Here is a 24,243-nt window from a genome sequence, read left to right on the forward strand (position 1 = left end):
CTTAATAACCAGGATTTTGAGTTAAGTTTTTATTAACAGCCAATGCATTGAACGGAATTGGATAAATTGTTCTGTGACTATCTACATTCATTCCGTTTGCAATTCCACCTTTGAAAGGCCAATTGTAATTGGTTGTAAATTGGTTGAAACGAATTAAATCTACACGTCGTGTTCCTTCCCAATACATTTCGCGAGAGCGTTCTGCTAAAATAAAATCTAAATTAATAGAGGCTACATTTCCAGAAGTATTTCCGTATGCACGTTCGCGTAATTTGTTGATGTAAGTTAACGCTAAACCTGCATCTCCACCACCTCTAAGTGCTGCTTCTGCATAATTTAAATACATTTCTCCAACACGGAAAATAGGAATGTCAACATCAGCATGTTCACCTGTATTGTTGTTTCCGTTTGTTCCATCAGATTTTTTATTCGAGAATTTTTTGATGGCATAACCTTGCTTAAATTCAGAAACATTTTCAATTTCGAAAGTTTGTCCGTCTGTATGAAACATAGCGCGTTTATCTGTCCAAGCAGTAGGATTTCCTGTTCCATTGTTTTGAGAAACTGAGTTAGAAAATTGATTAACTAATGCTTTTGTAGTACGTGGACCACCCCAACCACCGTTTACACCATAATCTGCAGGAGCCATAGTTCCTCCGATTTTAGATTTCACGATAAAAGTTGCTCCTCCGTAAGTTGTTGAATAACGTCCATCAAAATTTATGGCGAAAATATTTTCGTTTTGCGCACCATTTGTGTCATTATCAGCCAAAAATAATTCGTCGTAAGCTGATCCGTTTCCGTTTTTATCAACTGTATTTAAAATATAGCCAGATTCGATTGCTTTTTTAGAATATTCTGCTGCTTCTTTGTATTTATTTTGTTTAACATAAACCTCAGAGTTTAAGTATAAACGAGATAATAAAGCATAAGCTGCTGCTTTGTCTACACGACCATATTCGTTAGATTTTGGTTCTGCTAGTTGAACTTCTAAATCTTTTAATTCAGTTTCTACGAACGTATATATTTCTTGGCGATTATTTTGCTTTGGTAATTCTAACGAAACCTTTGTAACCAATGGAACGTTTGCGAACATATCCATCAAATTATAATAAGCGTATGCGCGAATAAAACGAGCTTCAGCAATAAATTTCTTTACTTCTGCATCTTTTTCTCCTAAAGCTTCTGCTTTTTCTATAAATGAATTAGAAAAAGAAACAGTTTGTGCCAAACGGAAATACATTGCTTCTATAAATGGATTACTTGCTCCCCAATTCATCGCATGTAGATTTGGTAAACCAGCATCTCCCCAACCAACAATTGCTTCGTCTGTTGTTAATTCGTTTAAATAAAACATTAAACGCGTGTATTGAGATGTACCTTCGTCTATACCAACGATATCTGGTTGTCCAGCTGGACCTTCTTGTCCTGTAAGTGATAATGATGCATATATTTTTCCTAATGCAGCTTTTGCTTCTTGTGGATTAGAAAAAACTTGATTTTCTGTTACCATATCAGGATCTATTGGATCTAAATCTAAATCGTCTTGACAAGAAGTCATCGCAAATAAAGAAAAGATTCCAATTAATGCTATTTTGTTAATATTAAATATATTTAATTTCATTTTGTGTACAATTTTAGAAGTTAACATTTAAGCCAAAGACAAAAGTTCTTGGTCTTGGATAGAAATTTCTATCAATTCCGTCAAATACTTCTGGGTCAATCCCGTCGTAATTTGTAAATAAAGCAACATTTTGAACTGCTCCATATAAGCGAACATCCATTCCTTTTATCGCTTGTTTTAGGTTATAACCTACAGTAATATTGTCGATACGGAAGAAAGATCCATCTTGAACATAATGATCACTTGTTAGATTAGTTGCTGTAATTGCAGAAAAACCAGTGTTGTAATAATCTGTATGTACGTTAGATAAATAACCTTGTCCGTTACCAGTTGCTTTTGCTAAATACCCTTTTGCAGATGCAACGTTGTTATAAACATAGTTTCCGATGCTTGCACGAGCAGTTGCTGATAAATCCCAGTTTTTATATCTGAAATGAGTATTGAATCCCATTGTAACATCAGCAAATGGAGATTTGTGTAAATAGCGGTCATCTTCGTTAATAACGCCATCTTTGTTTAAATCCTCATAAGCACCTTCTACTGGTTTTCCGTTTGCATCATAAATTTGTTTGTAAACTAAATATGAAAATGGCGTATAACCTTCTTTGTGAACTTGTACATTAACTCCAGTTCCTCCATCAATTCCACCAACATAATTGTCATTTTTTAGGTTAACAATTTTGTTGTCATTGTAAGCGATGTTGTAACCAAAAGACCAATCAAAATCTTTTGATTTGATGATATCTGCATTAATGCTAAACTCAACTCCTTTGTTCTCCATATCTCCAATATTTTGTTTAATCTTATTAGAGAAATTGGTAAACTGATCAACATAAACTTCGGCAATTAAGTCTTTTGTTTTCTTTTGATAAATATCTAAACTACCATAAATTCTGTTGTTAAATAAAGCATAATCAATTCCAATATTTAATGTATTTGAGATTTCCCATTTCAAATTTGGATTGACTTTTTCTGGACGATAAACTTGATAAAATTTATCTCCAAACTGATATTGTGCTGACGATAAACTTTGTGTATAACGTGTTAAATATAAATAATCTTCTAAACCATTTACATTACCAACTTGTCCGTATCCAACTCTAAATTTAAGGTCGCTAAGTGTCGTGTTTCCTTTTAAAAATTCTTCGTTTGCAACATTCCAAGCAAATGCTGCTGATGGAAAATATCCCCAACGATCATTTGGATTTAATTTAGAAGAAGCATCTGCACGTAAAGTAGCAGTTAAGATATAACGGTTGTCGTAGTTGTAATTTACACGTCCGTAATAAGATAATAAAACACTTTCGTATTTGTCTACAACAACTGCAATTTGATTAAGTTCTGCTTTTTCTGAATCGAAAGAGAATTTATCGAATCCAAATTTTTGATAACCATAACCAACAACTGCATTTAAAGTAGAAGCACCAAAAGATTTATTATATGTTAAGTAAGCATCTAATAATTTGTTTGAAAACTCATTACTAAAGTTGCTGTAAGAACCATCCCATTTCGTGTTTTTACTTGGCAAAGCGTAGTTAGAAACTTTTCGTCCGTTTGCATTCGTAATATCATAACCAACATTTACTGTAGCCGTTAAATCTGGTAAAAAATGTAATTTGTAATCTACTTTTGCATTTCCTGCAAAACGTCTTGTTTCAGAAGTGTCGTTTACTTCGTTTAGTAATGCAACAGGATTGTTTGGTGTTAAATCTCTCAAGAAATATTTACCATCAATTAATTGCGTATAAACATTATATCCTTGCCAAGAATTAATACCATTCGAATAAACTTCTTGTGTAGGATCAAATTCTAAAGCTGCACCAATAGCATCGCGATTTGCGAATTGATTTTCGATGTATGAACCTCTTGCATTAATCTCGAATTTTAAATGATCGTCTAATAAAGTTGGATTAAGATTAACACTCAACGTTGTACGATTGATGTTGTCACCTCTTAAAATACCATCTTGGTCTGTATTAGAAACCGAGAAACGAGCAGGCATAAAATCACCAATTTTACCAACAGCACTAAAATTATGGTCGAAACCAACGGCTGTTTTATAAATTAATTTTTGCCAATCTGTATTTGTATTTCCAAGCTTCGCTATATCATCTGCACTTCCATGCTCTTTTACAAGTGCTCTAAACTGATCTCCGTTCATCATGTCAACCATTTTGATTGGATCGTAAACAGAAGTTGTAGAATTATAGCTGTATTTAAATTGTTTTCCTTTTCCTTTTTTAGTTGTGATCAAAACAACACCATTCGCAGCACGAGAACCATAAATTGCAGTTGCCGAAGCATCTTTCAAAATTGTCATCGTTTCGATATCATTTGGATTTAAGAAATCTAATGGATTTCTAGAACCACCAATTTTTTCGTCAGATAATGGTAAACCATCAACAACATATAAAGGTTCGCGATTTAATGAAATAGAACTATTTCCACGAATTAATATTTTTTGATCATCACCAGGAGCTCCACCACTAGAAGTTACAACAACTCCGGCAATTTTACCTGTCATTAATTCTTGTGCAGATGTAATAGATCCTTTGTTAAAATCTTCTGAATTTAATTGATTTACAGAACCAGTAACATCAGATTTTTTTGCAGTACCATAACCAATAACGATTACTTCTTTTAAATCTTGAGTTGTTTTGGCCAAACGTAGTTTCAATTCGTTTTGTCCAGCAAATGTAAATTCTTGATCATCATAACCAAAATATGTAATGGTAATTATATCACCATCATTTGCCTCTAATGTAAAGTTACCTTGTTCGTCAGAAATAGTAGACTCTCCTGTTGTAATGTTCGAAACATCTGCACCAGCAAGAACTGCACTATTTGTGTTATCGTAAACCGTTCCTTTTACCGCTGTTTGAGCAGATAAAATAGCTGGGCTAGATAAAACTAAGGCAATAAGAGATTGTTTTAAAATCCTCATATATTTTTCGTTTTGTTTCGTTAATTTTTAATTTATATTTTTACTTCTCAATCTCAAATATAAGTCGTTTAAATGATTGATTGTGTATGTGGTACACCGAGTAGTTTAACGAAAACGTTTGCGTGTTAATAAATAATTAAATTATTTGCTAAACAGTGTTAATTTCTGATAAAAAAGGCAGAAATTAGTCATATTAGATTGATGGTATAGGTAGAGAGAAGATTATGAAAAAAAATTTAACGTTAAAACAGATTGCAAAAGAATTAGATGTTTCAATTTCAACGGTTTCAAAGGCATTAAAGAACAGCGATGAAATTAGCGAAGCAACTCGTCAAAAGATTCAAGCATTTGCAAAATTGTACAATTATAAACCCAATAATATTGCATTAAGCCTTAAGAATAGAAAAACAAAAACGATAGCGGTGATAATTCCCGAAATTGTTCACGATTTTTTCGCAATGGTCATTAGTGGAATAGAAAACTTAGCCAATCAATACGGATATAATGTCTTAATTTGTTTATCAAACGAGTCGTATGAGCGCGAAGTAATCAATATGGAAATGCTTGCATCGGGTAGTATAGACGGTTTTGTGATCTCATTATCAAAGGAAACTCAAGCCAAAAAAGACTATCATCACATCAAAGAAATCATCAACCAAGGCATGCCAGTTGTGATGTTTGACCGTGTTACACGCGAAGTTTACACCGACAAAGTAATAATAGATGATGTACTTGCTACACAAGAAGCAATTCAGTATTTTATAAGCAAAGGACGCAAAAAAATAGGCTTTATTACAACGCCAGATTATATAAGTGTCGGAAGATTAAGAACAGAAGGTTATAAAAGAACCTTGGAAGCAAACGGAATTGAAGTGGACGAAAACTTGATTTTACGTATCGAAGATGAGAGTAAAATGGACACTATGATTGAGGAGTTTTTTGATAAAAACAAATTTGATGCAGTTATGGCGGTTAACGAATTGTATGCAGTTAATGTTTTGAAAACGGCTTTGAGAAGAGGTTTTAAAATTCCAGAAGACTTACATTTAATAGCTTTTACAGATGGTGTAATCTCAAAGAATTCAATTCCAAGTATTTCTACCGTAAAACAAAATGCATTTAAAATGGGCGAAATCGCAGCTCGTTTATTAATTCAGAAATTAGAGTCAGAAAACGAACACGAACATTATATTACAGAGGTTGTAGGAACCGAATTATTACACCGAGAAACTACAACGATTTAGTAGCTTTTTTTTGGTTAAATTATTGTTAGACTTGCAATAATCCCAAAAAAAAGTTTTAACATTGTAAACAAATCAAAACATATTTTTACTTCTCAAAAAACAAAAATATAGTTTTGATAAGCATAAAACGCTTATCGTAAAATACATAAAAAATTACGATAATGGAAAAGCGTAGATTAGGGTTTTGGGAAATCTGGAATTTAAGTTTCGGATATTTCGGAATCCAAATGGGATTCGCACTACAAAATGCAAACGCAAGTAGAATCCTGCAAACTTTTGGTGCAGATTTGCACGAATTACCTCTATTTTGGATAGTAGCTCCTTTAATGGGCTTAATTATTCAACCAATCATTGGTCATTATTCTGATAAAACCTGGACAAGGTTTGGTCGTCGTAAACCTTACTTTTTAGTAGGAGCCGTTTTGGCAAGTTTGGGGTTAATTTTATTGCCGCAGGCAGGTGCTTTTACCGCTTTGATGCCCGCCTTATGGATGGGTGCAGGTTTTCTGATGATTATGGACGCCTCGTTTAATATTGCAATGGAACCTTTCCGTGCATTAGTGGCAGATATTTTACCTTCGGACCAACGCACATTAGGATTTTCTGTGCAAACTGCTTTAATTGGTTTCGGAGCCGTTTTAGGTTCGTGGTTGCCTTATATTTTAAGCAATTGGATTGGTGTTGATAGCCATGCCGATAAAGGCGAAGTTCCTTTTCATTTAATTTTATCATTTATAATCGGAGCAATTGTTTTAATAGCATCAGTATTGGTCACTATTTTAACAACAAAAGAATATTCGCCCGAAGAGTTAGAAGCATTAGAAAGAGCCGAAGGCAGAGAAGTTGTAAAAGAAAAAGAAACAAGTATTTTTCAAATTTTTACTGATTTCAAAAATATGCCTAAAACCATGAAACAATTAGGTTTGGTTCAGTTTTTTACATGGTTTGCATTATTTGGTATGTGGGTATATTCTACGCCAGCAATTGCGCATCATGTATACGGTTTACCATTAAGCGATACTTCTTCGCAAACTTATAATGAGGCTGGAGATTGGGTTGGTATTATCTTCGGAGTTTACAATGCAGTTTCTGCAGTTTTTGCTTTCTTTTTACCTGCAATCGCACTTAAAATTGGACGAAAAGCAACACATTCAGTTTCTTTAGTTATTGGTGGTTTAGGATTAATCTCGATTTATTTTATTCACGATCCTAAATTATTAATTCTATCAATGGTTGGTGTTGGTATTGCATGGGCAAGTATTTTGGCAATGCCATACGCAATTTTAGCAGGTTCTATTCCTGCGAAAAAAATGGGCGTTTATATGGGAATTTTCAATTTCTTTATATGTGCTCCACAAATTTTTAATTCACTATTCGGTGGATCAATCGTTACAAATTTATACGGAGGAAATCCAATTTATGCTATTATGACAAGTGGTGTAGCGCTAATTATTGCAGCCATTTTTGTTTTAAAAGTAAAAGACGATGAAAAACCAATCAAAGCATAATTATTTTGAAAACTAAAGCATTTATTTTCGACTTAGATGGTGTTATTGTAGACACCGCAAAATATCATTTTTTAGCGTGGCAAAAACTAGCCAATACATTAGGAATTAATTTTACACATGATGATAACGAGCAATTAAAAGGCGTTTCTCGTGTGCGTTCGTTAGAAATTATTCTTGGTTTAGGAAACGTAGAAGCAACGGAAGAACAAAAAGAAGAATGGTTAACTCAGAAAAATGAAGACTATTTAGGATACATCAATACAATGGATGATTCGGAGATTTTACCAGGTGTGATGAAGGTTTTAAATTTTTTGAAAGCCAATAATCAACCGATTATTTTAGGTTCGGCATCTAAAAATGCACGCCCTATTTTAGAAAAAGTAAATATTTTACATCTGTTTGATGACATTGTTGACGGAAACGATGTATCGAATGCAAAACCAGATCCCGAAGTATTTTTAGTTGGTGCAAAAAAAGCAAATCAACCCAACGAAAATTCGATTGTTTTCGAAGATTCTGTAGCAGGAATTCAAGCTGCAAATAATGCAGGAATGATGAGTATTGGTATTGGCGAAGCTTCGGTTTTACATGAAGCTGATATCGTTTTTAACGATTTTAATCAGATATCAGAAGAATTCTTAACAGAATTGATCAATAAATAATAAACAAACAACATACAATAAAAAGACAAAATGAATCAAGATTATATCATTCCAAATGAATGGTCAATTATTGAGGAAGGATTTGAAAAAGATCGTGTAAAATCCTCTGAAAGTATATTTTCTCTTGGAAATGGAGCAATGGGACAACGTGCTAATTTCGAAGAATTATATACAGGAGATACATTTCAAGGTAGTTATATTGCCGGAGTTTACTATCCCGACAAAACAAAAGTTGGTTGGTGGAAAAATGGATATCCAGAATATTTCGCGAAAGTATTGAATGCGCCAGTTTGGATCGGAATCAATATTGAAATTAACGGAGAACAATTGGATTTGAATACGTGTAAAGAAGTTAAAAACTTCAAACGCGAATTAAATATGAAAGAAGGTTTATTAGACCGTTCTTTTGTTGCCATTCTTCCTTCTGGTTTAGAAATCGAAGTAAATGTACGCCGTTTTTTAGCTGCTGATTTAGACGAATTAGGTGTCATAAAATATGATATAAAACCGTTAAACGGCGATGCAAAAATCATATATACACCTTATGTTGATGCGGGAGTTAAGAATGAAGATGCCAATTGGGAAGAAACTTTTTGGGAACCGATTACTTCTGAAATTATTGGTGAGCAAGGTTTTGTGCAAGCGCGTACATTCAAAACACATTTCAATGTTGTGACGTTTATGGAGAATGAAATTTTCATTAACAATGAAAAACAATCAATCGCTCCATCAGCTCAACAAAAAACCGAAACGAAAGTTCAATTTACGTACGAAGTTGAGGTAAAAGCAAACGAAGTTGCAACAATTCAGAAATTTGGAGGATATGTAGTTTCTACAAATCACAACGAAAATGAATTGATTTCTGCTGCTCAAAATGTGTTGGCACAAGCAAATGATTTGGGTTATGAACAATTGTTGATAAACCAAAAAGAAGCTTGGGCAAAAACGTGGGAAATGTCTGATATTGCAATAGATGGAGACACAGAAGCACAACAAGGTATTCGTTTTAATATTTTTCAATTAAACCAAACATATTCTGGGAAAGATGCACGTTTAAACATCGGACCAAAAGGATTTACAGGCGAAAAATATGGCGGTTCTACCTATTGGGATACAGAGGCATATTGTTTACCATTTTACATGGCGACAAAAAACCAAGAAGTTGCGCGTAACCTTTTAACTTACCGTTACAATCAATTAGATAAAGCAATAGAAAACGCAGAGAAATTAGGTTTCAAAGGCGGTGCAGCTTTATATCCAATGGTTACAATGAATGGTGAAGAATGCCACAACGAATGGGAAATTACTTTCGAAGAAATTCACCGTAATGCAGCCATTTCTTTTGCAATTTTTAATTACACGCGTTTTACAGGCGATCAAACTTATATTCCGGAAGCTGGATTAGAAGTGCTTTTAGGAATTGCTCGTTTTTGGCATCAACGTGTAAACTGGTCGGCCGACAAACAAAAATTTGTAATGTTGGGTGTTACTGGTCCAAACGAATACGAAAATAATGTCAACAATAATTTCCATTCAAACTATTGTGCGCAATGGTGTATCAATTATGCGTTGCAACAAATAGATACTGTAAAAACAAATTATCCACAAGATTACGAACGTATTGCTACAAAAGTTAACATCAATGCTGATGAATTAGCAGCGATGAAAAACGTGGCAGACAACATATATTTTCCGTATAGCGAAGAGAAAGGTGTTTACTTGCAACAAGATGGTTTTTTAGACAAAGATTTAACGCCAGTTTCTGAGTTAGATAAGGTAGAACGTCCAATTAATCAGAAATGGTCTTGGGACAGAATCTTGCGTTCAGCTTACATCAAACAAGCAGATACGTTACAAGCATTCTATTATTTTGAGGAAGATTTTACAAAAGAAGAATTAGAAAAACATTTTGATTTCTACGAACCATTAACCGTTCACGAATCATCATTATCACCTTGTGTACACTCAATTCAAGCGGCAACATTAGGTCGTATGGAACAAGCGTATACATTTTATTTAAGAACTTCTCGTTTAGATTTAGACGATTATAATAAAGAAGTTCACGAAGGATTACACATCACATCTATGGCAGGAACTTGGATGTCGATTGTAGAAGGATTTGGAGGAATGCGCGTTAAAAATGATACATTACATTTTGAACCACGTTTGCCAGAACAATGGAAAGGATTTTCATTCAAAATCAATTTCCGTAATCAAATCCTAAAAGTTATCGTAAATAAAGGAGAAACAACTTTCGAGTTAGAAGGAACAGAACCATTAGAGGTTTATGTTTTCGGAGAAAAGTCTGTTGTTCAACCTTCAATTTAATAAAGGGAAATTTAAAATACCTTGAAGGCTTTTGCTTTCAGGGTGTTTTTTTGTCAGAAATGTTGTTTACAACAACTAATTTAATTTAAAATAATTTTCAACTCACACATGAAAAAAATACTAGTTTTAACATCACTATTGTCAACATTTGCATTTGCGCAAATACAAAAAGTAGAACCAATGTTTTGGTGGAAAGGAATGAAAAATCCTGAACTTCAAATCTTGGTTTACGGTAAAAATATTAGTGATTATACAATCGAATTATCAGATGAAATCAAAATAAAAGATATTCAGAAAACAGAAAATCCGAATTATGCTTTTGTAACGATTAATACAAATGATGTAAAAAAATCATCGTTTAAAATCAACCTGAAAAAGAAAAATAAAAATAAAATCGTTGATTCGTATTCATACGAGTTAAAAGATCGTCAACCAAATTCTTCAAATCGCAATTCTTTTACGTCAAAAGATATTGTGTATTTAATTATGCCCGATCGTTTTGCGAATGGTGACGAAAGCAACGATTCTAAAAAAGAATTAACAGATAAAGCGAATCGTCAAATTCCAGATAGCCGTCATGGTGGAGATTTACGAGGAATTATCAATAACATAGATTATATTCAAAATCTTGGTGCAACGTCTGTTTGGTTGACGCCGGTTAACGAGGATAACGAAAAACAACATTCGTATCACGGTTATGCGCAAACCGATTTATATAAAATTGATGGACGCTACGGGACAAACGAAGATTACCGCGAATTATCGCGCGAGTTAAACAAACGTGGCATGCATTTAATTCAAGATTATGTAACCAATCATTGGGGAATTTCGCATTGGATGATTCAAGATTTACCTACGCAAGATTGGATTAATCAATTTCCTGATGGCGAAAAAGGTTTCAAACGTTCTAACTATCGCACAACTTCTCAATTTGATAGAAATGCGGCAGATATTGATAAAAAAATTGCATTAAATGGTTGGTTCGATTCTTCGATGCCAGATTTAAATCAAGCAAATCCTTTGGTCTTAAATTATTTGACACAAAATGCAATTTGGTGGATAGAATATGCCGAATTAGGTGGAATGCGCGTGGATACATATCCGTACAATAACAAAGAAGGAATGGCAAAATGGGTAAAAGCAATTACAGATGAATACCCAAAATTTAATGTAGTTGGAGAAGCGTGGATGCATTCGCCAGCGCATGTTTCCTATTGGCAAAAAGATTCTAAAATTGCCGAAATAGAAAATTATAATTCAAATTTACCATCGGTTATGGATTTTAGTTTGTTCTCGGAAATGCCAAAAGCTTTTGTAGAAGAAGAATCTTGGGACAAAGGAATGATAAAATTGTATAACTCATTTACCAACGATTTTTTGTATCCAAATGTCAACAATATGTTTGTCTTTTTAGAAAATCATGACACAGAACGTTGGAACGAAATCTTCAAATCAAATCCATCTTATTATAAATTAGGCTTAACTTTAATTTCTACCGTTCGCGGAATTCCACAAGTTTATTATGGTTCGGAAATTGGTATGCGTGGTGATAAAAATAATGGTGGCGATGCAGAAATTCGTAAAGATTTTCCTGGTGGATGGAAATCTGATCAGCAAAATGCTTTTACAAATGAAGGAAGAACGGCAGAGCAAAAAATGTATCACGATTTTACGGCCAAAGTTTTTAATTGGAGAAAAAATAAAGAAGTAATTCATTCAGGGAAAACAAAACATTATATGCCCGAGAAAAATGTTTACGTCTATTTTAGATACAATGAAAACGAATCTGTAATGGTTATTTTAAATGCAAACGAAGAAAAGCAAACCTTCAAATTAGATCGTTTTGCCGAATCATTGCAAGGAATTAATACTGGAAAAGAGATTATTTCGGATAAAGTTTTACCAATTAATTCTAAAGGTGAAATCTCGATTGACGGAAAATCTACGATGATTATTGAATTAAGTAAATAATATCATTCTGAACTTGTTTCAGAAACACACAAGTTGAGGTAAATTCAGCTTAAATATTTAAAAATAAAAACAAAACATAAAAAACATGAATAGCTTCAAATTTATACTAGGTTTAGGAGTCGCAATGATGAGTTATGTCTACGGGCAAGAAGTAAAATCGCCAAACGGAAATTTTGTGATGGATTTTTCTTTGTCTAAAGACGGAAAACCAACTTATCAATTACGCTATAAAGGAAAAGAAATTATAAAGCCAAGTCATTTAGGATTTGAGTTTAAAACAAATCACAAAGAAATGGATTTTGCGGTGCAAGAACGTGTAGAAGACGAACGCGCGCAAGATTTGGCTAACTTTTTATCGGGCTTTACAATTGTTGATACAAAAACATCAACTTTTGACGAAACATGGGCACCAGTTTGGGGAGAAGTAGATAAAATTCGTAATCATTTTAATGAATTAGCGGTTACAATTTCTCAACCAAAAACAGACCGTAAAATGATTATTCGTTTTCGTGTTTTTGATGATGGTTTAGGATTTCGTTACGAATTTCCAGAGCAAAAAAACTTAAAATACTTTGTTGTTAAAGAAGAGCATTCGCAATTCGCAATGGCAGGCGATCATACTGCTTTCTGGATTCCGGGAGATTATGATACGCAAGAGTATGATTACACAGAATCTAAATTATCAGAAATAAAAGGATTATTTGATAAAGCATATATTGGTAATGCGTCGCAAAAAGCATTCTCAAAAACGGGTGTTCAAACTGCATTGATGATGAAATCGAAAGATGGTTTATACATCAATTTACACGAAGCTGCTTTGATTAATTATCCTGCAATGAGTTTAAATCTTAATGATAAAAACTTAGTTTTCGAATCGTGGTTAACGCCTGATGCTTTAGGAGATAAAGGATATTTACAAGCGCCTTTTAATACGCCTTGGCGTACGGTAATTGCGAGCGATGATGCGCGCGAAGTTGTAGCGTCTAAAATGACTTATAACTTAAATGAGCCTTCTAAAATTAAAGATACTTCGTGGATTAAACCCGTAAAATATATCGGTGTTTGGTGGGAAATGATTACAGGTAAAAGTTCTTGGGCTTATACAGACGATTTTTCTACGGTACAATTAGGTGTTTCAGATTATTCGAAAGCTAAACCAAATGGTAAACATGGCGCAAATACACAACATGTAAAAGATTATATTGATTTTGCAGCGGCAAACGGTTTTGATGCTGTTTTAGTTGAAGGTTGGAATGAAGGTTGGGAAGATTGGTTTGGAAATCACAAAGATTATGTTTTTGATTTTGTAACGCCTTATCCAGATTTTGATGTTGTTGGTTTACGCGATTATGCAAAAGCTAAAGGTGTTAAAATTATGATGCATCACGAAACGTCTGGTGCAATTCGTAATTACGAAAGACATTTAGACAAAGCATATAAATTTATGAATGATAACGGTTACACGTCTGTTAAAAGTGGATATGTTGGTGATATTGTTCCTCGTGGCGATTATCATTACAGTCAAAATACAGTTAATCATTATCAATATGCATTAGAAAAAGCGGCAGAATATAAAATTATGGTTAATGCGCACGAAGCGGTTCGCCCGACAGGAGTTGCACGTACATGGCCAAATTTAATTGGAAACGAATCTGCACGTGGAACAGAATACCAATCTTTTGGTGGTTCTAAATCTAATCACGTAACGATACTTCCTTTTACACGTTTGTTAGGTGGACCAATGGATTATACACCAGGTATTTTCGAGATGGATCTTACAAAACTAAATCCAGACAATCATTCGCACGTAAATTCTACTTTAGCTAATCAATTGGCATTGTATGTAACCATGTATTCTCCGTTGCAAATGGCGGCTGATATTATCGAAAATTACAAACGTTTTCCAGATGCATTTCAGTTTATAAAAGATGTTCCGGTAGATTGGAAAGACAGTAAATACATAGAAGCAGAGCCAGGAAAATATTTAACAGTTGCACGTAAAGACAAAAAGAGTAACAATTGGTTTGTCGGAAATGTAAACGGAGATAATACACGTTCTACAAAGTTGAAATTAGATTTCTTAGAAAAAGGCAAAAAATACGAAGCAATTATTTATGCTGATGCAAAAGATGCACATTTCAAAACTAATCCACAAGCGTACAAAATCGAAACAAAGAAAATTGATTCAAAAACTGTTTTAGATTTAACATCTGCTCCAGGAGGAGGTTTTGCAATAAGTATTAAAGAAATTAAATAAGTTGTGAGTTATGAGTATTGAGGATAAATTTTCTCAATACTCAAAACTTAAAACTCAAAACTTTTTAAAATGAAAAAAATATTTTTAACGATAGGATTAGCAAGTTTATTTTTAAGTTCATGCGCTAAAACAACGGTACAAGGAAATCAAGAAAATAAATCAACCCAAAAACAACCTTTTGTTTGGAACGGTGCAAACGTTTATTTTCTATTAACTGATCGTTTCAATAACGGAGACAAAACCAATGATATAAATTACGGACGAACGGCAGAAACTGCAAAACTTCGTGGTTTTGAAGGTGGAGATATTCGTGGTGTAATTCAGAAAATTGACCAAGGTTATTTTACAGATTTAGGAATTAATGCAATTTGGATGACGCCAATTGTAGAACAAATTCATGGATATGTAGACGAAGGTCAAGGAAAAACCTACGGTTTTCATGGGTATTGGACAAAAGATTGGACGACTTTAGACAAGAATTTCGGAACAGAAAAAGACTTGAAAGAATTGGTTGATAAAGCGCACGCAAAAGGAATCAGAATTATGTTAGATGCGGTTATCAATCACACAGGTCCAGTTACAAATGTAGACGGTGTTTTTCCTGCAGATTGGGTGCGTGTTTCGCCACAATGTACGTACGAATCGTATAAAACAACGATTGAATGTACGTTGGTTGCTAATTTACCAGATATTTTAACGGAGTCAGAAAACGATGTAATGTTGCCACCGCAATTATTAGCAAAATGGTCGAAAGAAGGTCGTTTGGAGAAAGAAGTTGCAGAATTAAATGCTTTTTTTGCGAAGTATAATCTTCCTAAAGCACCGAAATATTATATCATGAAATGGCTTTCGGATTATGTCAGAAAATATGGAATTGATGCATATCGCGTGGATACCGTAAAACATACCGAAGAAGATGTTTGGAAAAAATTTGAACAAATTTGTAACGATGCGCTTGCAGAATACAAGACAAATAATCCGACAAAAGCTATTGATAATACTGATTTCTTTTTATTGGGAGAAGTTTATAATTATACAATTAATGACGGGCAAATTTTTCCTTTTCCAGATAAAAAAGTCAATTATTTTGAAAATGGATTTGATGCTTTAATCAATTTTGATTTACGTTCGTCACAAAAAGAGTCGTACCAACAACTTTTTGATCGTTATGATAAAATTTTACATAATGACATGAATGGTAAAACGGTAATGAGTTATATTACGTCGCACGATGATGGTTCGCCTTTTGATAAAAATCGCGAAAATCCTTGGGATGCTGGTACGCGTTTATTGTTAGCGCCAGGAATTTCTCAGGTTTATTATGGAGACGAAACCGCTCGACCTTTAGAAGTGCAAGGTGTAGATGGTGATGCAAATCTTCGTTCATTTATGAATTGGGATGATATCAAACCAAATTCTGAAACGGAATCATTGTTGATACATTTCCAAAAATTAGGACAATTTAGACGTAATCATCCTGCGGTTGGTGCTGGTAAACAAACAGATTTACAAAATTCGCCTTATATTTTTATAAGAAAGTATAAAGACGATGAGGTTATAATTGGTTTAGATTTAAGTGTAAATCGAAAAGAAATCGACGTAAAATCGGTTTGGGCAGATGGTACAAAAGTAAGAGATGCTTATTCTAATCAACAGTTTGTGGTTAAAGATGGAAAAATTAGTATTGATGCGCCAACAACAATTGTGCTAGTAGAAAAAGTAAATTAAAATATAAAAATCATACTAAATTAGTTTCAGAATTGCATCTAAAAATGTGATAAACAGAGCTAATTTTAGTTTGATAAAAATAAAAGCCATGATAAAAAAAATAATAGGAGTAAGTTTAGTTGCGGGTTTATTTTTAGCAAGTTGTACAACTAAAAAAGAAGAAACAACCGAAGATAAAGAAATTACAAAGGAAGCTGCTTTTCTTCCTTTTACAGCAGATATGGCAGAAACTTCTGTGGTTTATGAAGTTAATGTTCGTCAATTTTCGCCAGAAGGTACATTTGCGGCCGTAACCAAAGAAATACCAAATATTAAGAAATTAGGCGTTAAAATTTTATGGTTAATGCCAATTTATCCAATTGGTGTAGAAAATCGTAAAGAAGGTTTGGGATCATATTATTCGATTAAAGATTATCGTGGAATAAACCCAGAATTTGGAACAGCCGATGATTTCAAAAAATTGGTTGATGAAGCGCACAAAAACGGAATTTATGTGATTATGGATTGGGTTGCAAATCATACCGCTTGGGATCATCCTTGGGTAAAACAACATCCCGATTGGTACGAAAAAGACAAGAACGGAAAAATGCATTCGCCTTATGATTGGACGGACGTTGTGGCTTTGAATTTCGATAACAAAGAAATGCGTCAAGCCATGATTGCGGACATGAAATATTGGCTAGATGATTTTAAAGTTGATGGTTTTCGTTGCGATATGGCACACGAAGTACCAACCAATTTTTGGGAAGAAGCTAAACCACAATTGGCAAATGGTCGCGAAATTTTTATGTTAGGCGAAACCGAAAATGCAGACTTATTGGTTAATGCATTTGATGCAGCGTATGGTTGGGAACTTCATCACATTATGAATGATATTGCAAAAGGAAAAAAGAATGTTTCTGCAATTGACACATACATGGATTCTATTCCAAAAAAATGGCAAGCCGATGATTATAAATTATTGTTTACATCAAACCATGACGAAAATTCTTGGGCAGGGACAGAATATGAAAGAATGGGCGATGCTGTCGAAACTTTTGCTGTATTAACATATACTTTACCAGGAATTCCATTGATTTATAATGGGCAAGAAGAAGATTTTAATCGTCGATTAAAATTCTTTGTAAAAGATTCGATTGATCGTAATCCAAATTCGAAAATGAGAGGCGTTTACGAGAAATTAGGCGAATTAAAAGTAACCAATGAAGCTTTTAATGGTGCAAAAAAAGCAGCGTCTTATGAGCGTCTAAAAACATCTGATGATAAAGCTATTTTGGCTTTTAAACGTAAAAAGAATACAACAGAAGCGTATTTTATTGCGAATTTAACCAAAGCAGAAAAAGAAGTAACCGTTCCAATTAATGGAGTGTATAAAAATTTTATGAACAATGAGAATGTTACATTTGATGCAGCTACAAAACTAAAATTAAAACCTTGGGAATACCTGATCTTGGTTCAAAAGAAATAATAATTTAAGAAACAAAAAGTCGCTCAATGAGCGACTTTTTTTGGCACAATGATTGCGGTTTCTTATAAAAATCAACATATTATGAGAAAAACAATTTTAGCAATTGCAACCATAGCTTTGGTTGGTTTTTATTCGTGCGAACCGAAAAAAACAATTACAGAAACGACACAGACAACAGAAAAAACTTCTGTTAATCAAGATGCATTATCAGTTCAAAAAACAACTGTAGTAACAAATGGTTATACAGTGTTGCAAGATAATGGTCAAGAAAAAGTGGTTACTTTAGATCATGATGAAACGATAGTAGCATTAGAAAATTTTCCTGCAAATGCACAGAGTTTTATCAAAGAAAACTTCTCAAGTTCGGAGGTTTATTATTCGATAAAAGAAGTTGATAAAAGTGAAACGAAGTATAAAACTCAATTAAAAGACGGAACTAAAATAGAATTTGATGTAAATGGAGATTGGAAAGAAGTGAAAAATGGAATGAATAAACCAATTCCGACCAAGTTTTTTCCGTCAAATGTGTTGAAATACATTCAAACAAATTATTCTAAAATTGATGTCAATAAAATAGAAAAGGATACAAAAGATAAAGAAATTAAAGTTGAATTAATTCAAAATAATCTTGATTTAAAATTTGATTTGAATGGTAATTTTATCAAACTAAATTAATCTTTTTAAGCATATAAGCCAATCAATTTGATTGGCTTTTTTAGTTGAAATATTTAGTAAATTATTGGCAAAACAATAACGTATAAATCAATATATTTATAAGAGAAATAAATCAACCAAATGGATAAAAAATATTTGAGATCGCTAATTTTTAGACATCTTGACGGACTTGTAACTGCGCCCGTTTTGAATACCTTAGCGAGCAAAGGAATTTTGCATTATATCGTAGAACATAAAACGATGATGTTAGATGATTTGACGAAAGAATTTCAGACAAACGAGGGCTATTTAAACGTTGCTTTGCGCGTTTTGGCGTCGCAAAATATGTTAGAATATACGGTTGATAACGAAAAAAATCAAGTCCAAATTCAAACCAATAAATACTCAGATCGCGCTTTTACAAATATTGATATTTATAAAGATTTAGCTATTTTTTTGGCAGAAGATGAAGTTTTGAAACAAACGGATTTTTCGGATGAATTTTGTAAAAAATGGATTAAACTTTTTGATAAATACAAAACATATTTGATGACCAGCGATACCGAAGAGTTTATGGAAAAACCTTTGCATTATCAGATTTGTAAACATATAGAAGGCGTTTTGGTTGGTCCGGTTATCGTAAGAATGGGAATGAGCGGTTTGTTTCATAAATATTTTATGGAAGCTTCTTTTAGTGCCGATGAGTTTCATAAAAATCCACAAACTTTTGAAAAAGTTTTAGAGCGTTTAGCAGAATTAGGTTGGTTTACAAAGCACGAAAAAAATTATAAGTTTACAGAAGCAGGTTTGTTTTTTGCGCGTCGTGCAACATCGTATGGCGTAACGGTTTCGTATTTGCCAATGTTCTCTAAATTGAATGATTTAGTATTTGGTTCGCCAACAAAACTGCGAGAAATTGCAGATGGTGAAGACGAACAACATGTGAATCGTGAGATGAATGTTTGGGGAAGTGGAGGTGCACATTCAACTTATTTTAAAGTTGTAGATGAATTTGTAATTGATATTTTTAATCGCCCGATTGAAGAACAACCGAAAGGAATTTTGGATATGGGTTGTGGAAATGGCGCTTTGTTACAGCATTTGTATGATGTAATTGAACGTCAAACTTTGCGCGGAAAACATTTGGACGAATATCCGTTGTTCTTGGTTGGGGCAGATTATAACCAAGCTGCGTTAAAAGTTACGCGTGCAAATTTGATTAAAAATGATATTTGGGCAAAAGTAATTTGGGGCGATATTGGCGATCCTGATCGTTTGGCAAATGATTTACGCGAAGATTATGCGATTGAGTTAAGTGATTTATTAAACATCAGAACTTTTTTGGATCATAACCGTATTTGGGAAGATGTTGGCGATGTAAAAACGACTAGAATTAGTACTTCTACCGGCGCATTTACACACAAAGGAAAGCGATTATCGAATAATGATGTGGAACAGAATTTATTAAATCACCTAAAAAAATGGGCACCTTATGTAGATAAATTTGGTTTATTATTGATCGAATTACATACAATAGCACCAGATTTAACAGCCAAAAATTTAGGAAATACACCTGCAACGGCTTACGATGCAACGCATGGTTTTTCGGATCAATATATTGTAGAAGTTGATGTTTTTCATCGCATTTGTAAAGAAACTGGTTTGATACCTGATAATTCATTATTCAAAAAATATCCGAATAACGAATTGGCGACTGTAAGTATTAATCTTCTTAAAAAGTAATCAATTTTAGACATAAAAAAAGCTCAGTATTTACTGAGCTTTTTTGTTTTTATATCGTTTTAAAATTAGTTTAATGTAATTTTTGCTTGACTAATTTTGAATCCGTTTTCGTAAACATTAAATGTATAAACTCCTTTTTGGAATTCCTCATTTTCCCAATCAAACGTAATATTTTTTGTTTGACCGTTTGTGTAATTAAATCCAATTGCATCCGAATAATTTACTGTTTCTCCAGATCTCAATTCAATTTGACCACCTTGTGCATTACCGTATTTTCCTAAAGTTCCGTCTGGATTATAAATCGCAACATACAATTTTTTATCTCCAGATTCTGTTCTAGAATTACGATCTACATCAAAAGAAACTCTAATTTTATCAATTCGTTTTGCTCTTGTTTTTTCAACTTCTTTTCCGCTACTTCTTACTCTAATTCCAGTAATTTTTTGGTTAGAAACAGATAAAGTAGAACTTAATTCGTTTATTTTACCTTTTGAAATAGCGTTATCTTTTGTACGAACATTTTTCTCTGTTTCGTAGCTATATGTTAACTCTTTGTTGCTTGTTTTTAGATTGTTATTATCCGTAGTTAAAGCAGAATTTTTATTGTTTAAATCTTCTACATTACGCACCAAAATAGCATTTTCTTTTTGTAAACGAGAAACTTCAGATTTGTAGTTTTTAACACTACCTTCTAAATCATTAATCATTTTTCTCGCTTTATTCATTTCCTCAGGTGTCGGATTGTCTTTGTCTAAGATTTGTTGAATATCTTGATTTTTCAACTGAATCATCTTTTCCTTATCACCTAATAAATTGTTGCGATCTTCGATACGGGCTTTGTATTGTGTATAATCATTCAGAATCGAATCATATTGTCTTCTTACTTGATCTTTTTGACCTGTTTCGTTTTTAAGAATCTGAGAATTTAAAGATTCATTTTTTTCAAGTGAACTAACTTGGTTTGCCTGATAAACATTGTACCCGACACTACCTGCAAGTAATAATCCGACCAATGCTAATGGTAAAACCAAACCATTTTTTCCTTTACTCGTCGATTGATTATTGTTATCTTCTAATCCTTCCATCCTGTTTCTTTTTTACGGTTAATTGTTTTTTCTGTGTTTAGCCATAAGAAATTATTATACCAAAATGTTTCTTAAATGTTAAAATGAGGCTTTTTTAACAAAATTTTTTAAGTTTTGGACCTAATTTGAATAATTATACAGAAATTTTTTAGGTATATGCATCAAATAAAAAAGCTTCAGCAATGCTGAAGCTTTTGTTATGAAGTAAAAAAATTGATTATTTTTTATCAAAAGTACCTGTATAAACAGAAGTTAATTTGTCTAAAGAAATGTATTTTTTCAAGACATCATTTACTTGATTCACATTTAGTGCATCTACTTTTTTCTCTAAATTATCAAATTCGTCAAATTTTATTCCGTTTAGTAAATAATTATTTGATAAACCTAACAACGTTCCATCCGTTCCTAAAGAAGTATTTCTACTATTTTTCCAGCTTACAATATTTGTTTTTAATTCGTCTGCTGTAAAACCATCTTTCAATGCTTTCGAAACTTCTTCTTTCAATGCTTTTTCCACTGCATCACGTTTTGTCGGATTTAGGAAAGCATAATAACTCCAAGAAGCAACATCATTTTTCGAATCGTTCGGAATAGAAACATAAGAACCCGCACCATAACTAATTCCTTCTTTTTCGCGTAAACGCATCGGAATACGAGCCGATAAGAAACCACCGCTTCCTAACATTTCGTTCGCCATAAGCATTGCTGCATAATCTGCACTTTCTCTATTCATTTTGAAATTAACTGTACCAACGGCAGCCGCATTTTCTTTGTCAGGAATGTTATATAATTTATCCTCTTTTTTAGTTGGCGTAAATGTTGGATAAGCTTTTTGGTAAGTCGATTTACTGTTCCATTGACCAAAAGTTGTGTTTAATAATTTCTCGATTTGAGTTTTATCATTTGTTCCAACAATAGAAACTACACCATTTTGTGCACCTAAAATATTTTTATAGAAATTAACTAAATCCGCTTGTTTTATTTTCTTCAAATCTTCCGTTAATTCTGGGAAAGATGAAGTATAATAAATAGAAGTTTTTGGATAATTTGATGTTAAACGCTGAATTTCATTAAACGCCAAAGCTTGCGGATCGTTTGTATTTGCATCCAAATAAGTTACATATTCGTTTACAGATTTAACCAATTCTGCTTCTGGAAAAGTTGGTTCTGTAATTATTTGATGAACAATATCCATCGTTTTATCTAACGAATTTTTATACGTATTGATGTTTACGGATAAAGTTTGTCCATTAAATCTAAATCCAACAGATGATTTTAACGCATCCAATTGATCTTTGATTTGTTCTTTTGTTAGATTTTTTGTTCCAGCAGTTAATAATTCGGCTGTTAACATTCCGATTGCGCTTTTGTTGGCTAAATCTTTTTCGTTAGAAACTGGTAAATTGAACGATAAAATAACTTTTTCTCCTTTTATTTCTTTGTCAATAATACCATATTTTAATCCATTATTTAATTTTCCTTCAGCAAAATTAGCTTTCAGGTTTTGAATAGATGCTTCAAAAGATTTTGCTTCTTTTTCTACTGCACGACCTTTGTAATTTGAGACTAATTCGGTAATTTGTTTATTTGTAAATTCATTTGGTTTTACACGAATCTCATCTTTTGTTGGGATAAAAGTTCCAACCGTTCTGTTATTTGCTCTAAAGTATTTTTCGGCAACACGTTTTATATCTTCTTTCGTTATTTTTTCGATATTATCACGGTACAAAAATCCTAAACGATAATCTCCAGCACCTACAATTTCAGTTAAATTAACGGCGTAATTAATCGTATTATTTTTATTATTTTCGATTCCTTTTACAATTGTTGCTTTTGCACGTTGCACATCTTGATCCGTAAAATTAATCGTAGAAACTTTATCTAATTCAGTTCTAATATCATTTTTTATTTGCTCAAGGTTTTTATCTTTCGGAATTTCTGTTCCAATATAAAAGAAACTTGCATCTCTAACTTCGGGACTATATGCCCAAATTGAAGCAACTTTGTGCGAATCGACTAAAGCTTTGTATAAATAACCAGACGGATCTGAAGTTAAAATTTGATTTAAAACATCAATTGCTGCATAATCTTTGTCGCTATAAGACGCCACGTGATACATAATACCAACCGATTGGCTGTCGCCTGCACGTTTTATTTCAACAAATTTTTCACCATCTTGTGCAGGTTCTACTGTTAAAATTTCATCTAAAACACGCGTTGGTTTTGGTATTGAAGCAAAATATTGATTGATATATTCGACTGTTTTTTTCTCATCAAATTTTCCTGCAATAATTAAAGTTGCATTATCTGGTTGATAATATTTTTCGTAGAATTTTCTTAATTGTGGTGCTTTTACTCGCTCTATATCTTCTTTAGAACCAATGGTAGATTTTCCGTAATTGTGCCATAAATAACCTGCAGAAATTACACGCTCCATTAAAACACTTGATGGATTATTTTCTCCAATTTCAAATTCATTTCGTACAACCGAAAATTCTTTGTCTAAATCTTCTTGTTTAATCGTTGCATTAATCATACGATCTGCTTCCATCTCTAAACTCCAACGTAAATTTTCGTCCGAAGAAGGAAAAACTTCATAATAATTTGTTCTATCATAATACGTTGTTCCGTTGGCATCTCCACCTTTATCAGACAACATTTTTTTGATATCACCAAGGTTTTTTGTCGATTTAAATAGCATATGTTCTAATAAATGTGCCATTCCTTTTTCGCCATAACCTTCGTGTTTAGAACCAACATGGTATACAATATTTACAACCATATTACTTTGAGAAGGATCTGGAATTAATAAAACTTGCATACCATTTGGCAATTTATATTCTTTAATTCCTTCTACTTGGGTAACTAAAGTAGCGCCCTGATTTTTTGTTTGAGCCATAACAAAACTTGTATTTGCAAGCGCAAAAACAAGGCAAAGACTCAGTAAAGTTTTTTTCATACGTTAATTTTTAGTGTATTTGTTTGTCTTCTATAAATAGTTAATCTTCTAATTAGATGTAAATTCTG

The 24,243-nt window shown here is 32.9% G+C and carries 14 protein-coding genes; 10 read left to right on the forward strand and 4 right to left on the reverse strand.

Annotated elements, in window-relative coordinates; all coding sequences use genetic code 11:
• Position 1: 1 nt before the first annotated feature.
• The gene (locus BM072_RS05510) at positions 2-1,624 is read right to left on the reverse strand and encodes a RagB/SusD family nutrient uptake outer membrane protein (RefSeq protein ID WP_092907725.1); all 1,623 of its coding nucleotides are present in this window, start codon (positions 1,622-1,624) and stop codon (positions 2-4) included.
• 13 nt (positions 1,625-1,637) lie between these two features.
• Entirely contained in the window at positions 1,638-4,568 is a 2,931-nt protein-coding gene (locus BM072_RS05515) for a SusC/RagA family TonB-linked outer membrane protein (RefSeq protein WP_092907368.1), read from the reverse strand.
• Between the two features lie 224 nt (positions 4,569-4,792).
• Here BM072_RS05515 and BM072_RS05520 point away from each other — a divergent pair, with 224 nt between their 5' ends.
• From BM072_RS05520 to BM072_RS05565, 10 genes are all read left to right on the forward strand, one after another.
• A complete protein-coding gene (locus tag BM072_RS05520; RefSeq protein WP_092907370.1) occupies positions 4,793-5,812 on the forward strand; it encodes a LacI family DNA-binding transcriptional regulator in 1,020 nt (339 codons plus the stop codon).
• Between the two features lie 161 nt (positions 5,813-5,973).
• Positions 5,974-7,320 carry an MFS transporter gene (locus tag BM072_RS05525; protein ID WP_092907372.1) on the forward strand — a complete coding sequence of 449 codons (1,347 nt, stop codon included), beginning with the start codon at positions 5,974-5,976 and terminating at the stop codon, positions 7,318-7,320.
• 5 nt (positions 7,321-7,325) lie between these two features.
• Positions 7,326-7,982 carry a beta-phosphoglucomutase gene (gene pgmB, locus BM072_RS05530; RefSeq protein WP_092907374.1) on the forward strand — a complete coding sequence of 219 codons (657 nt, stop codon included), beginning with the start codon at positions 7,326-7,328 and terminating at the stop codon, positions 7,980-7,982.
• Positions 7,983-8,012: 30 nt separating this feature from the next.
• Entirely contained in the window at positions 8,013-10,310 is a 2,298-nt protein-coding gene (locus BM072_RS05535; protein WP_092907376.1) for a glycoside hydrolase family 65 protein, read from the forward strand.
• Positions 10,311-10,418: 108 nt separating this feature from the next.
• Positions 10,419-12,281 carry a glycoside hydrolase family 13 protein gene (locus BM072_RS05540; RefSeq protein WP_092907378.1) on the forward strand — a complete coding sequence of 621 codons (1,863 nt, stop codon included), beginning with the start codon at positions 10,419-10,421 and terminating at the stop codon, positions 12,279-12,281.
• A gap of 85 nt (positions 12,282-12,366) precedes the next feature.
• Positions 12,367-14,538, forward strand: coding sequence for a glycoside hydrolase family 97 protein (locus tag BM072_RS05545; RefSeq protein WP_092907380.1), 2,172 nt, complete (start codon positions 12,367-12,369; stop codon positions 14,536-14,538).
• Positions 14,539-14,607: 69 nt separating this feature from the next.
• Positions 14,608-16,266: an alpha-amylase family glycosyl hydrolase gene (locus BM072_RS05550; protein ID WP_092907382.1), complete on the forward strand. Its 1,659-nt coding sequence runs from the start codon at positions 14,608-14,610 to the stop codon at positions 16,264-16,266.
• An 88-nt stretch (positions 16,267-16,354) separates the two neighbouring features.
• Positions 16,355-17,734 carry an alpha-amylase family glycosyl hydrolase gene (locus BM072_RS05555; protein ID WP_092907384.1) on the forward strand — a complete coding sequence of 460 codons (1,380 nt, stop codon included), beginning with the start codon at positions 16,355-16,357 and terminating at the stop codon, positions 17,732-17,734.
• Between the two features lie 81 nt (positions 17,735-17,815).
• Entirely contained in the window at positions 17,816-18,409 is a 594-nt protein-coding gene (locus tag BM072_RS05560) for a PepSY-like domain-containing protein (protein WP_177190263.1), read from the forward strand.
• Positions 18,410-18,529: 120 nt separating this feature from the next.
• Positions 18,530-20,131: a class I SAM-dependent methyltransferase gene (locus BM072_RS05565; protein WP_092907388.1), complete on the forward strand. Its 1,602-nt coding sequence runs from the start codon at positions 18,530-18,532 to the stop codon at positions 20,129-20,131.
• 65 nt (positions 20,132-20,196) lie between these two features.
• On the opposite strand, the gene BM072_RS05570 is transcribed toward BM072_RS05565, so the two are convergent.
• Both BM072_RS05570 and BM072_RS05575 read right to left on the reverse strand, forming a co-directional pair.
• On the reverse strand, positions 20,197-21,216 hold the full coding sequence (locus BM072_RS05570; RefSeq protein WP_092907390.1) for a kinetochore Spc7 family protein: 1,020 nt from the start codon (positions 21,214-21,216) through the stop codon (positions 20,197-20,199).
• A 217-nt stretch (positions 21,217-21,433) separates the two neighbouring features.
• The gene (locus tag BM072_RS05575; RefSeq protein WP_092907392.1) at positions 21,434-24,175 is read right to left on the reverse strand and encodes a M16 family metallopeptidase; all 2,742 of its coding nucleotides are present in this window, start codon (positions 24,173-24,175) and stop codon (positions 21,434-21,436) included.
• Positions 24,176-24,243 lie beyond the last annotated feature (68 nt).

It is taken from the genome of Algoriella xinjiangensis, assembly GCF_900115015.1.
GTDB lineage: Bacteria > Bacteroidota > Bacteroidia > Flavobacteriales > Weeksellaceae > Empedobacter > Empedobacter xinjiangensis.